General features: G+C 58.2%; 10 protein-coding genes. 2 read left to right on the top strand and 8 right to left on the bottom strand.

What is annotated here, in order from left to right:
• The 3 genes from LCH65_RS12380 to LCH65_RS12370 form a co-directional block, all read right to left on the bottom strand.
• Positions 1-3,120 carry an efflux RND transporter permease subunit gene (locus tag LCH65_RS12380; RefSeq protein WP_226439512.1) on the bottom strand — a complete coding sequence of 1,040 codons (3,120 nt, stop codon included), beginning with the start codon at positions 3,118-3,120 and terminating at the stop codon, positions 1-3.
• Positions 3,117-4,220 (bottom strand): efflux RND transporter periplasmic adaptor subunit, encoded by a 1,104-nt coding sequence (locus LCH65_RS12375; protein ID WP_003432989.1) that lies wholly within the window; start codon positions 4,218-4,220, stop codon positions 3,117-3,119. The genes LCH65_RS12380 and LCH65_RS12375 overlap by 4 nt, the downstream gene beginning before the upstream one ends.
• A gap of 77 nt (positions 4,221-4,297) precedes the next feature.
• Entirely contained in the window at positions 4,298-4,912 is a 615-nt protein-coding gene (locus tag LCH65_RS12370; protein WP_032609397.1) for a TetR/AcrR family transcriptional regulator, read from the bottom strand.
• An 87-nt stretch (positions 4,913-4,999) separates the two neighbouring features.
• Here LCH65_RS12370 and LCH65_RS12365 point away from each other — a divergent pair, with 87 nt between their 5' ends.
• On the top strand, positions 5,000-6,472 hold the full coding sequence (locus LCH65_RS12365) for a TolC family protein (protein ID WP_226439511.1): 1,473 nt from the start codon (positions 5,000-5,002) through the stop codon (positions 6,470-6,472).
• A 38-nt stretch (positions 6,473-6,510) separates the two neighbouring features.
• Here the strand turns inward: LCH65_RS12365 and LCH65_RS12360 are convergent, their stop codons facing one another.
• Entirely contained in the window at positions 6,511-7,602 is a 1,092-nt protein-coding gene (locus LCH65_RS12360; protein ID WP_003367039.1) for an NADH:flavin oxidoreductase/NADH oxidase, read from the bottom strand.
• Positions 7,603-7,661: 59 nt separating this feature from the next.
• Between LCH65_RS12360 and LCH65_RS12355 the strand changes: the two genes are divergently transcribed.
• Positions 7,662-7,997, top strand: coding sequence for a helix-turn-helix domain-containing protein (locus LCH65_RS12355; RefSeq protein ID WP_003367037.1), 336 nt, complete (start codon positions 7,662-7,664; stop codon positions 7,995-7,997).
• Positions 7,998-8,009: 12 nt separating this feature from the next.
• Here LCH65_RS12355 and LCH65_RS26245 read toward each other — a convergent pair whose 3' ends face one another.
• The 4 genes from LCH65_RS26245 to LCH65_RS12340 form a co-directional block, all read right to left on the bottom strand.
• A complete protein-coding gene (locus LCH65_RS26245; protein ID WP_260523839.1) occupies positions 8,010-8,138 on the bottom strand; it encodes a hypothetical protein in 129 nt (42 codons plus the stop codon).
• A 56-nt stretch (positions 8,139-8,194) separates the two neighbouring features.
• Complete coding sequence (locus tag LCH65_RS12350) at positions 8,195-9,817, bottom strand: methyl-accepting chemotaxis protein (RefSeq protein ID WP_032609426.1); 1,623 nt, start codon at positions 9,815-9,817, stop codon at positions 8,195-8,197.
• Positions 9,818-10,397: 580 nt separating this feature from the next.
• The gene (locus LCH65_RS12345; protein ID WP_096120996.1) at positions 10,398-11,720 is read right to left on the bottom strand and encodes an MFS transporter; all 1,323 of its coding nucleotides are present in this window, start codon (positions 11,718-11,720) and stop codon (positions 10,398-10,400) included.
• Positions 11,721-11,803: 83 nt separating this feature from the next.
• The gene (locus LCH65_RS12340; RefSeq protein WP_003367029.1) at positions 11,804-12,682 is read right to left on the bottom strand and encodes an SMP-30/gluconolactonase/LRE family protein; all 879 of its coding nucleotides are present in this window, start codon (positions 12,680-12,682) and stop codon (positions 11,804-11,806) included.
• Positions 12,683-12,711 lie beyond the last annotated feature (29 nt).

Here is a 12,711-nt window from a genome sequence, read left to right as displayed (position 1 = left end):
TCAGATCCTCTTCATCTCTGTGCCCGTTGAGGCGTGACTGCTGGAGTTTGGGGGTAGCGATCCTCTATCCGGACGGATTTTGAACCAGATCGAATACATGGCTGGCAGGAACACCAGCGTCATCACAGTCCCGCCGAGGGTGCCTCCGATCAGCGTGTAGGCAAGCGTCCCCCAGAACACCGAATGGGTCAGAGGGATGAACGCCAGGATCGCCGCCAGTGCCGTGAGCAGCACCGGGCGTGCCCGCTGTACGGTTGCTTCGACCACCGCCTGAAACGGGTCTAGCCCTTGCTTTTCGTTGTGGTCGATTTGCCCGATCAGGATCAAGGTATTGCGCATCAGAATGCCGGACAGCGCGATCAGCCCGACGAGAGCGTTGATACCGAACGGCTGATTGAACAAAAGCAGTGTCGGCACAACACCGATCAACCCAAGTGGAGCGGTGAAAAACACCATCATCATCGCCGACATCGAACGCACTTGAAGGATGATGATCAGCAAGGTGACGGCAATCATGATCGGAAACAGCGGGGCCAATGCCGCAGTAGCCTTTGCCGATTCCTCTACTGATCCGGCCTGCTCGATCCGATAGCCCTCCGGGAGGCTGTCGATGATCGGCTGCAGTGCTTTCATGATCACGGCGGAGACATCCGGCGGTTGCAGATCTTCCGCGATATCACCGCGCACGGTGATGGTCGGCACACGATCTCTACGGCGCAGAATCGGGTCTTCCATACGCACTTCAACCACTCCGGCCTGCGAAAGAGGAATGCGCTGACCGGCAGCCCCCACCAGCGTGAAGCCCTCGATCTTCGCGGGGTCCAGGCGGATGTCACCCGCCGCCCTGCCCATCACTTCCACCGAGCGGATATCTTCGCGTACAGACGTGACAGGGATGCCCGAGAGCAGGAACTGTAATTGCCGGGCTGCTGCGCTTGAGGTCAGCCCGACGGCCTGCAAGCGATCCTGATTCAGAGAGAAGTGCAGCGTAGGCACTCGCGTTCCCCAATCGCTGTTGACAGTGCGCATCATCGGACTCGCCGCCATGATGGTTTCGACCCGACTGGCGATCTCGCGCAATGTGTCAGGGTCTGGCCCGCGCACGCGATACGCCACAGGAAACGGCGAATAAGGACCGAACACGAGCTGTGTGACCCGGACCCGGGCCTCAGGTGCAAGCCCGTTAGCAACGGCCTCACGAATCTGCAGCTTGAGCGCTTCTCGTGCGTCCTGGCTTTCAGTCAGTACAACGATTTTTGCAAACGACGGATCCGGCAGCTCCGGCGCCATTGCCAGATAAAACCGTGGCGAGCCCTGTCCGATGTAGGACGTGACGATCTTCGCGGCATCCTGCTGTTGCAGCCACGCCTCTACCTTGGCGGTGGTTGCGCTGGTCTGCTCGATGGATGTGCCATAGGGCATCTGCACTTCGATCAGTACTTCCGGACGATCGGAGGTCGGGAAGAATTGTTTCTTGACCGCCCCCATCCCGAGAACTGCCACGACAAATGCAGCGATCACCGCACCCGCCACCCACCACTTCCTGGCAATGACATGGGCCAGAACCCGTCTGAAACGATTGTAATGCGCAGTGTCGTAGATGGCGGCGTGTCCGCCTTCAACCGGCTTGATTTCCGGCAGCATCTTCACCCCCAGATAAGGTGTGAAGACCACTGCAACTATCCAGGAGGCAATCAAGGCGATGCCGACAATCCAGAACATGTTGCTGGTGTACTCACCGGCAGTCGACTGCGCAAAGCCGTTCGGCATGAAGCCGATAGCGGTCACCAGGGTACCGGCAAGCATGGGCGCTGCGGTGTGGCTCCAGGCATAGGCTGACGCCTTGATCCGGTCGTAGCCCTCCTCCATCTTCACCACCATCATTTCGATGGCAATGATTGCGTCGTCCACCAACAGGCCCAGTGCCAGGATCAATGATCCCAGGGTAATCCGGTCAAAGTTCTTGCCCGTCGCTTCCATCACCACGAAGACAATGGCCAGCGTGAGCGGTACGGCTGCAGCGACCACCACACCGACTCGCCAGCCCATGCTGAGAAAGCACACCAGCATCACCACAAGCAGGGCGACGAAGAACTTGATCATGAACTCGTCAACCGCCGAACTGATGTTCACCGACTGGTCAGTGACCTTCGAAAGCGTCATTCCCAATGGCATGCCTTGATTGATTCTGGCTGTTTCCGCGTCCAGCGCCTTACCCAGGTCCAGACCATTCCAGCCGTCGCGCATCACGATGCCCAGCAACAGGGTCGGCTCGCCCTGATTGCGGACCAGAAAGGTCGCGGGGTCTTCGTAGCCGCGTTCCACTGTCGCCACGTCCTGCAGCTTCAGCGTTTTACCCCGCGCCACAATCGGCGTGTTGCGGATTTTCTCAAGGGTGTCGAAGGCACCGTCCAGACGTATAAACACCTGCGGCCCGCTGGTTTCAATCGAACCGGCGGGGGTCAGGACGTTCTGGTCGTTGAGCGCCGAAAAAATGTCCTGGGGAGCGATACCCAATGTTGCCAGCCGCTCGTGGGAGAACGACACGAAAATTCGTTCGGCTTGCTCGCCGATGATATTGATCTTCTTCACGCCCGGCACATGCAGCAGACGCTGGCGCAGTGACTCGGCATCGCGTACCAGCAGCCGCTGCGGCTCAGCTTTTGCTTTCAACGCAAACAGCGCAAAGGTCACATCCGAAAATTCATCATTAACCAGCGGACCAATAACCCCCGCAGGTAACGACTTCGCGGCATCACTGAGTTTCTTGCGCGCTTGATAAAACTCTTCCTGCACCTGAGAAGGTGGGGTCTTGTCCTGGAATGAAACCATAGTGAATGCCAGACCCGGCCGGGTGTAGGTCTCGCTACGGTCGTACCACTTCAATTCCTGCATGCGTTTTTCAAGCGGCTCGGCGATCTGATCCTGCATCTCCTGAGCGGTTGCGCCAGGCCACGCAGAAATAACGGTCATTTGCTTGACGGTGAAAGGCGGATCTTCCGCACGCCCCAGTTTGAAAAATGAAAGCGTACCGGCCACGCCGATCAAAACAATCAGAAACAGCGTAATGGAGCGTTCGCGAACCGCCAGTGCAGAAAGGTTGAAACGTCCCGGATTCATGGTCGCGCCTCAGCGGTGATACTACCCTGCTGCACACGCACTTCTTCACCGTCATGAAGTAAATGCGTGCCCAATGCCACGACCTGCTCACCGGCCTCTAGACCACCACTCACGTTTGCCGAATCGTCACTCACACCCAGCAGTTGCACAGCGCGCCAGGTGACTTTTGCAGGCGTACCTGCGATGACCCAGACACCAGGGCCTCGACCCGGATCATGCAGAGCGGCAATGGGTATCGCCAGCGACTGCCGGGCAGGCTTGCCAACAGCGATATCGAGGGACACCGTTGAACCCAGAGGCGCACTGACGGTTGAACCCTCAAGCACATACCTGGCTTCAAAGGTACGCGTCAGCGGATCTGCTGCGTCAGAGAGCAGCCGCAGCCTTGCCGGTATGACGCTCGCACTGTTTCCATACAGTCTGGCCTCAGCCCGATCACCCATCGCCGGCCGCAAGGTTTCAGGCAGATGGACAATGGCTTCGCGTGGCCCGGCCTTTGCCAGCCTGACCACGGGCTGGCCTGCGCTGACGACCTGCCCAGGCTCGACCAGGGTGTCGACCACCACGCCGTCGGCGTCCGCCAGTAAAACGGCGTACCCGGTTGCGTTACGTGCCACGCTGGCCTGCGCTTGAGCCGCATTCAGTTCTGCCTTGGCGGTGTCGGCCAGGGATTTGATCCGGTCGTAGGCGGAAGCGGATATCGCACCAGCGACGACCAGGTCACGGTTGCGCGCTTCGTCATCTGCAGTCTGCCTGGCTCGCGCCACAGCGGCGGCAACCGCCTGCTGTTGGGCCTGAGCCTGAAGCCCAAGGTCAACGGGGTCCAGGCGCATCAGTGGCTCACCGCGCTTGACGGTCTGGCCGGTATCAACCAGGCGCTCGAGCACCTTCCCGGAAACCCGAAACCCCAGGTCGCTCTGAACCCGAGCGACCACGACACCTGTGAAAGAACGGAAGGCTTGATCAGCATTTGCAACAGTGGCCGCCCTTACCAGCGGCGGCTGGGTACGTGGATCGCGCACCCCGGACGACTCGCTGCACGCAGTCAGAAAGAGAGGCAATAACAGCAAGGCAGTGGTTTTGGGTCTGGACAGGAGCATGGGATCCCTTACTTGAAATCAAGTGAGCAGGGAAACGATTCTCCGTAAAGTGACCAAATTAGTCAATGGTCACAACTTCATGGTGCCAGACTTCGCAGTATCAACGCCGATAGCTGGACCGGAGCCGTCGACACAATGTCGAGGTTGTATTGCAATTGCACCGGGTTGATGTACGGGCGCATGACCAGGTGAATGGCTTGAACGGCCTCGTCCAGAGGTGTCTTGCGCTCGAACTCTCCCGACTCCCTGCCTTCAAGAACGATTTGCTGGATGAGCTGGCGAATACGCTCGTCGTGCGCGGCAGCAGAAGGCCACTGATCGCGGCCTGCGACAGCGGCTATGTCATACAGCTTCCGGTCGTGAAAAAACAGATCGCTACCGGCTTCCACAAGCGAGCGGAACAGGCGGCGCAGCCTTTCGGAGGCCGTTGGCGCCTCGCTGATTGCCGAGTTCACCAGCGCCATGATCATGGCCAGCCGGTTCGAGCAAATCACTTCGCCAATGGCTTGCTTGGAGTCGAAGAACTTGTAGATGTAGGCCTTGGAAAAACCAATGGCTTTGGCCAGATCGGAGACCGTGGTTTTCTCATAGCCGTAGTGGCCGAAATGCTGTGTTGCCGCTTCGACAACCTGATCGCGAACGCTGTGGTCGGAGGGACCGCGCATTGGCGATGTTTTGATTTGATTAGTCATGTTTCCAGCTTAGCTATGTGAACACTCGTTGACAACAAGTGACCAAATCGTAATATAGTCACAACCTGATCATCTCAAGGAATTTCCATGCGCCCGATTTGTACTTATGTACTGGTCATGAGCACCGGCCTGCTGTCGGGCTGCGCCGTGGGCCCGGATTACCAGCGCCCGGATGCGCCCCTGCCTGACCGTTATCTGACTCAACCACGTGGCGCTGCGAATATTACCGCGCATCCGCCTGTCAGTGCCGCGTGGTGGGACGGTTTTGATGATCCGTTACTGAGCAGCTTCGTGTCACGCGCACTGGCGCAGAACCTCGATCTCGCTCAAGCCCGTGCGCGGCTTGCTCAGGCACGCGCCGGAGCAGATGCGGCAACCGCCGCCCTGCTCCCATCGGGTAACATCGATGCACAGACGGCTCGCGCGCAGCAATCGGTAGAGACTCCACTCGGTCAGGTCCTGAACTCGACACCTGGCTATGATCGCTATGGCAATTCCTATGAAGCCAATCTGACGGCAAGCTGGGAGCTGGACGTTTTTGGCGGTTTGAGACGCAGCCGACAGGCTGCACTGGCTGAATATCAAGCTTCGCAGGCAGGTGTTGCGGCTGCCAGGCTGGCTGTGGCAGCCCGGACCGCTGATACCTACATCACCGTCCGTGGTCTGCAAGCCAGACTGGCAATCGCGAACCGACAGGTTAAAACCCGGCAGGACCTGCTGGAAAAAGTCCAGCTCCTTCATGAGCGTGGTCTGTCCCCGGAATATGAAGCTCGTCAGATCGAAGCGGAGCTTTTACAGGTGCAGGCAACAGTGCCTATTCTGCAAACAGGTCTCGACGCGGCGATGAACGCGCTAGATGTGATGTTGGGCGTGCCGCCTGGCACTCACCGGAGCTCTCTGGCTGAAACAGGTCGAATCCCACACGCACCCGAGCTCACGTCGACAGGAACGCCAGCCGATCTTCTCCGTCGCAGACCTGATCTGATCGTGGCCGAGCGGCGCCTCGCCGCTTCGAACGCACGTATCGGCGTGGCGATCAGCGAGTATTACCCCAAACTCTCACTCAGCGCACTGCTGGGCAGCGCCACAGCCGTGTCGAGCAGCAACCTGTTTACCGATGGTGCCAGTCAGTCAGCAGGTATTTTGGGGCTTCGCTGGAGGCTTTTTGATTTCGGCCGGGTGAACGCCCGGATCAGACAAGCCAAAGGACAAGAGGCAGAAGCTCTGGCGGCTTATCGACAGTCAGTTTTGCGCGCCACTGAGGACGTTGAAAACGCTTTTTCTTCGTTGACCAGCCGCGAAACTCAAGCTGCAATGCTGGGTAAAGGAGAAACTGCACTTGCTTCAGCCCGGCAATCCTCATTCGCAAGCTACAGCAAAGGTGCTGCCAGTTTGATCGAGGTTCTGCGCGCTGACGAGAAAATGCTGCAGGTCGCTGACGCCAAGGCGCAGGCACAGGTCGAATCCGCACAGGCGGCGGTCGCCGTCTTCAAAGCGCTGGGTGGTGGTTGGCAAATGCCTTCCACCACTTCACCTGAAGAGAAGATGCCTACGCTGTAGGTTTCACCAACGAACGCATCCTTTCAGATCAGACGTACTCAGCGATAACGTTCAAGCCAGTGAGCGTAAGGCGCCGGCAAGGTCCAGGCCGACTTTTCAACGCCCAGTTCTTTCGCCGCGAAATAGGCCCAATGAGGATCGGCCAGATGCGCACGGCCAATCGAGACCAGATCGAGCTGGCCTGACTTGACCGCCTCTTCAGCCAGCTTCGGCTCGCCGAAGCCCCAGGCGCTGGTCACTGCAATATCCGCTTCACGACGCACACGCTCGGCGATCGGTCCCATGAACGCAGGCCCCCACGGAATGTTGGCGTCCGGCGTGCTGAAACCGACGCTGACGCTCAACAGATCCAGCCCGCCAGCCTTGAAGCGGCGCGCCAGTTCGATTGACTCGGCAAGCGTCTGCTCGTCGCGACCGTCGTATTCGATCACGCCAAAACGTGCGGTGAGCGGCAGGTTCTCAGGCCAGACTTCACGTACTGCGGCCAGGGTTTCCAGCAGGAAACGGCTGCGGTTATCGAAGCTGCCGCCGTACGCATCGGTGCGTTGGTTGGAGTGCTCGGAGAAGAAGCTCTGCCCCAGGTAGCCGTGGGCAAAATGCAGCTCGATCCATTCAAAGCCGGCATCGCGGGCGCGACGCGCAGCATCGACGAAGTTCTGGCGAACACGCGCGATGTCGTCCAGGGTCATGGCGCGCGGGACTTTCGGCAGGTTGGCACCGAACGCAATGGCGGACGGAGCGATAGTGTCCCAGCCACGCGAATCGGAAGCAGCGATATGGTCATCACCTTCCCATGGACGATTGGCACTGGCCTTGCGACCCGCGTGGGCAATCTGAATACCCGGCACGCAACCTGCGGCCTTGATGGCTTTGACGACAGGTACGAATGCCTGTGCCTGTTCATCGTTCCAGATACCGGTGCAACCGGGAGTGATACGTCCTTCCGGCGCAACGGCGGTAGCTTCGACCACCAACAGACCAGCACCGCCACGTGCCATGCTGGCCAGGTGCACGTGGTGCCAGTCGTTGATGACACCTTCGGTTGCCGAGTACTGGCACATCGGAGGAATGGCAATTCGGTTGCGCAGCGTAACGTCTTTCAGTTTGAAGGGTTCGAACAATGCAGACATTGGAAAGCTCCCGTAGGCCAGATGACTTTTGATTTCAGTTGTTCGATGGTAATCGAACTATGGCAATAAACGGAAGCCTTGATATCATCCCCTCCATGCGAACCTTCCAACACCCCGATCCTGAAGACCTCACACTCGAACGCTTACTCTATGCCTTGAGTGATCCCGTTCGCATGGGAATCGTGCGCTGCCTGGCCGGCGTCGCAGAAGCCACCTGCGGCGAACTGGACGGCGGACGTCCTAAATCGAGCATGTCCCATCATTTCCGCGTGCTGCGCGATGCCGGGCTTGTACAGACGCGCAACGTGGGCACCACGCACATGAACTCGCTACGTAAACAGGTGCTTGAGAGCCGTTTCCCGGGTCTGCTGGACAGTATTCTGGCTCAGCATTGATGTGACAAGGCATCAGCCCTGAGACAGCCTGCGCTGCCATATCATTGCATGAATTTCGATGCGCTGGACGGGATCGTCATCCAGCGCACCAAAGGTTAGGCGCGTTTTTTGAATATGCAAAAAAAACCCGGCATTAGCCATCGACTAATCCCGGGGTTTTCAGCGGCGCTAACGTATTGACGATTCGCGTTCAGACCTTAAAGCCGAAACTTGCCCACTTCCGTCTGCAGGCTGGTGGCGAGGGTCTTCAGGCCGCCGCTGGTCTTGAGCAGTTCCTGAACCGACATGTTGTTCTGTTCAGCCATTTGCGCGGAGCGCTCGACGTTACGTGCGACATCCTGGCTGGCTGCGGTTTGCTCACGCAGCGCGAAGGATATCTGGTCGACCACCTGCAGAACCTTGCCCGAACTGTCGCGAATCTCGATGATCGCTTGACCGGCGGTGCCAGCCATTTCGACGCCTTCGTTCACTTCCTGAACGCCGCTGCGCATGCTCTCGACGGTCTCCCGTACGCCCGCCTGAATTTTCTCGATCATCCCGGCGATTTCCTTGGTGGATTTGCCAGTGTTCTGCGCCAGCAGGCGTACCTCGTCAGCAACCACTGCGAAGCCACGGCCTTGCTCACCGGCCCGAGCAGCCTCGATGGCCGCGTTGAGTGCCAACAGGTTGGTCTGGTCGGCAATGCCCTGAATCACGCTGACGATCGATGAAATGTGCTCGGAGTGCTGACCCAGGCCTGCGACCTGAGTAGAAGACAGCTGCACGGTCCGGGCGATGCCATTCATGCTGGACAGGGTGTTTTCGATGACCTGCGCACCATCTTTCGACTGCTGCCCCGAACGGCTGGCGAGTTCATGCGCCTCGTCGGCGTTTTCGGAAACGTGATGGATGCTGACGGTCAGCTCTTCGATCGTGGCCGCCATCGCCGAGGCGGACGTCGACTGCTCCTGGATCGCACCGGACAGTTGCTCGGACGCACCGGAAATCTGTTGTACGGCAACGACCAGTTGATTGGCGGCCTGGCTGATCTGTTGAATCATCTCGCGCAGACGATTCTGCATACGATCAAAAGCTTTCGGCAGTTCATCGTGACTGCTGGTGTCGATCACGGTATCCAGCTTGCCATTGGCAATTGCTGTTGCGGCATCAATGGCCAGTTGCAGGCGCGCCGTGGTGCTGCGTCCCAGTGCCGCGGCCAGTATCATCGCCAGAACGGCAGCTGCCAGGCCACCGCACATCAGGATCATGATCGCGAGCCGCTTGGCATCCGCCATTTCCTGGCTGCGTTGAAGCAGCAACTTCTGCTCGGTGCCGCTGATCTCAGCCAGCAGAGCGCGCATGCTGTCCATTTTGGCTTTGTCAGCCCCCGAGGTGATGCGTGCATCCAGTTCATCATCAGCCGCATTGCGTGCTGTCAGATCGCGGCGCAGGGCGATGATCGGATTGATATCCTCGTCAAGCCAGCGCTTCTGGGTTTCACCCAGTGCAGCCAGGCGGCGCTGCTGCTCCGCATTGTCGGCTGTCAGGCGCTTGAGCGAATCGAGCTCTTCGGTGAAGCGCTTTTCCCCCGCCACCAATGGCTCCAGAAACGCATCCTTCGAGGCAATGACAAAGCCGCGCATGCCAGTTTCGATATTGATCAGCTGTTCAAGGGCAAGTTGAGCTTCGCTCAGCACCTGGTACGTATGGACATTGCTGTTGGTGGCTTCCTCGACCTGCTCGAAGCCTCTGTAAGCACTCGCGACAAGGACGGCGATAAATACGATGATCGCGGCAAAGCTGAAGTAAAGCTTTTGCGAGATGCTGAGTTTGCTGAACATGATGTCGATCCTGAACATAGCCGTTCCGTGGCTTGCATGGTGGGCGTTATCGCTCGTAAAAATAGGCTGAACCAACTTTTATGATTGATGTCATTGAGATATTACTCATGTCGCCCGCCAGCTCAGTAACTTTAGAGACCGTCATTTCATCGAACCTGAATAAAGGCTCTAATCCCACCCAACCTGTTGATATTAAAGGTTAAAAAATTTTTATTAGACTTGGCATTTCATTCGCTGTACGACTCAAAAAACTTGACGATCCAGTTTTTATGACGTCAATTTTTTGCCTCTGATAGTCAAGGCATGTTCTGATCGCGACAGCTGAGATGTCGCTGCACAACAAGTAATGCCAGTAAAAAGTAATACTTTATTCTTCCACTCCCATTGGCCGTATGGTCCGGCAAACGCATGCTGACGCTCTTGAAAGTGGCACTTTTTGGCTGATACGGGGACAGATGTTGAGAACTGACGTTCTCTTTCTGGTCCCCGTAAGCCGACGCATCTGTCCAGATACAGCGCGTCATTACAGAGTGACTTCCCGTTCTGGAAGATCAAAACCAAGTGACCTTCCTTTTCACCCTTACACGCTCCGCTGCGCTGTCAGCAATTCCGGATGGTGTGAAAACAGTTGCAAAAACGCCCCGCCCAACGCGCAACCGGCCATCACGAAAAAGCACACGGTATAACCGCTGAGGCTGGTCCAGCCGCCGCCCATGGAAATCAGCGTCCCCATCAGCACCGGGGCAATACCGCCGCCGATGAACATCGCCGTGGTGATGATCCCGTTGGCTGTAGAGGTTGCCGAAGGTTGTGCAGAGTCGGAAGCGACTGCGTAGTAGATGGGCCAGACGGCATTGGCGACCAGACCGAAAAGCAACTGTACGGCGATAACGATCAGGATGGTGTTGGCGAAGTAAAAGGCCCCGACACTGAGCGCCATCCATATGCCACAGATGATCAAGGTGATGCGCCGGCCGATGATGTCCGACAGCGAAGGCCAGATCAGTTGCCCGAGAATGCCGGTCAACGTGAACACCACGCTCATCCCCGCCGACTCGGCCAGCGACAGGTTGAGGATGTTGTACAGGTAGGCCGGCAGAACAATATTGACGCCCATGTACACCACCTGCGTGAGCAGGGTGTTGCCGGCAGTCAGGGCGATATTGCGGTTACTCAGCGTCGCTTTTACCGACTTCCAGACCTGGCCTTTTACATTGGTCGACGGCGTGCTGTCCGGCGGGGTCATGCCTTTGGCAGCGATGTCCACGTACAGTTGAGTAATGCGCTCGGCCGTGGAGTAGCGTGCCCAGAAGATCATCAGTGGCAACGCAACCACGAGGGCGAAGAAGAACACATAACGCCAGTTTTCCTCACCGTAGGTGCTGATCACGAAACTGGCGACAATGCCGCTGAGCATGGCGCCGATGGGGTAACCGGTATGGTGCGCGCCCAAGGCAAAACCACGGCGTTCAACAGGCCACCACTCGGCAGTGTTGCTGACGCCGACCGGTTCGCCCCAGCCAGCGCCCAGGTTCACCCCGACCCGCAAGGCAATGAAACTGGCCAGGCTGCCACTCAATGCCTTGAAGCCCGACAAAAACGACAGCGCGGTGTAACCCAGTACCAACGGCACCTGAAAGCGCGCCCGTTTCCAGCCCCCGCCGTAACGATCACTCCAGATGGAGCCGGGTATATCGAGAACGGCCAGCGCCAGCATGACCACCGTAGCTACCGTCCCCCACTGGTCCGCAGACAGGTCGAAATGCTTGGAAATCGTTGGGCCCAGACGCAAGACGATCTCGCGATCGTAGGCATTCAGAATCCAGATCATCCAGCAGACCAGCAACGACACCCACGAAAAACGATGAATCTTGCCCAGCGATGCGTTCTTGTTATTTGGCATGGGAAATCTCCAGGCGTGCCGCACACGCCCCTGCGAGAAAGGGTCCAGTCGTCCTTAACGTTCAGGTTCAGTCTGTCGACGGGTTAACTGGCAAAGCGCCGCTCGGCGATGCCTTTCACACCCAGTCCGGTGATGGCGAACAGGGCACCGCGCTGCTGGCCATCTTCCGGAAAGCGCGGCAATGGCGGCTTGGCCATGGAGGTGACAAACAATGTGTCCAGATTCGGGCCGCCGAAGGTCAGACTGGTCACTTTTTTCACCGGCATGTCGATGATGCGATCCACCTGCCCGTCGGGGGTGTAACGCACCAGTTTTCCGGCATACACCAGCGCTTGCCACAGACAGCCTTCGGCATCCACGGTGCAGCCATCCGCCGCCCCTCCGCCTGAGGTGTCGACCTTTGCAAACGTACGTCTGTCGGCGACTGCGCCGCTGGCGTTGTCGTAATCGTAGGTCCAGATCTCCCCTGACCAGGTGTCGGCGAAATAAAAGGTTTCCCCGCCCGGACTCCAGCAAGGACCGTTCGACACGATGATGCCTTCATCCAGAGTGTGCAGGCTCAGGTCCGGATCGAGGCGATACAGCTTGGCGCTGGCCTGATCCTCCTGCGTGTCCATCGAGCCCACGATGAACCGGCCCTGCCGATCGACCTTGCCATCATTGAGTCGATTGTTCGGCAGCCCCGGTTCGGGGTCGACGATCAGCTCGAGATCACCGCTCGGCAAGTCAAGGTTGTAGATACCCGTCTGCAACGCCACGAGCGCCGCATCGCCGTGCTTGCGCAAGGCCATGGAGCCGATTTTCTGACCGACATCCCAGGCGCGCAGTTCGCGCCCGTCGTTGGTGCAGCGCAGAACGCGGCCGTCGAAGCTGTCGATCCAGTACAGGCGCTGTTGCTCGACATCCCAGACCGGGCCTTCGCCCAGCGTGGTCTTAACGTCGACAACGATTTCGATACGCATTTTTCACCTCTGTCTTGTTGTTATTGAGA

The organism is Pseudomonas sp. MWU16-30316, assembly GCF_020515645.1.
GTDB lineage: Bacteria > Pseudomonadota > Gammaproteobacteria > Pseudomonadales > Pseudomonadaceae > Aquipseudomonas > Aquipseudomonas cerasi.
The sequence above is the reverse complement of the archived record's forward strand: the minus strand, read 5'-3'. Positions and strand labels throughout refer to the sequence as shown.

Excerpts from the sequence above, each read along its gene's own strand:
- LCH65_RS12365 (WP_226439511.1), top strand. The coding sequence starts at position 5,000 with ATGCGCCCGATTTGTACTTATGTACTGGTCATGAGCACCGGCCTGCTG.
- LCH65_RS12340 (WP_003367029.1), bottom strand. The coding sequence starts at position 12,682 with ATGCGTATCGAAATCGTTGTCGACGTTAAGACCACGCTGGGCGAAGGC.
- LCH65_RS12375 (WP_003432989.1), bottom strand. The coding sequence starts at position 4,220 with ATGCTCCTGTCCAGACCCAAAACCACTGCCTTGCTGTTATTGCCTCTC.
- LCH65_RS12350 (WP_032609426.1), bottom strand. The coding sequence starts at position 9,817 with ATGTTCAGCAAACTCAGCATCTCGCAAAAGCTTTACTTCAGCTTTGCC.
- LCH65_RS12370 (WP_032609397.1), bottom strand. The coding sequence starts at position 4,912 with ATGACTAATCAAATCAAAACATCGCCAATGCGCGGTCCCTCCGACCAC.
- LCH65_RS26245 (WP_260523839.1), bottom strand. The coding sequence starts at position 8,138 with ATGGCTAATGCCGGGTTTTTTTTGCATATTCAAAAAACGCGCCTAACC.
- LCH65_RS12360 (WP_003367039.1), bottom strand. The coding sequence starts at position 7,602 with ATGTCTGCATTGTTCGAACCCTTCAAACTGAAAGACGTTACGCTGCGC.
- LCH65_RS12345 (WP_096120996.1), bottom strand. The coding sequence starts at position 11,720 with ATGCCAAATAACAAGAACGCATCGCTGGGCAAGATTCATCGTTTTTCG.
- LCH65_RS12355 (WP_003367037.1), top strand. The coding sequence starts at position 7,662 with ATGGCAATAAACGGAAGCCTTGATATCATCCCCTCCATGCGAACCTTC.
- LCH65_RS12380 (WP_226439512.1), bottom strand. The coding sequence starts at position 3,120 with ATGAATCCGGGACGTTTCAACCTTTCTGCACTGGCGGTTCGCGAACGC.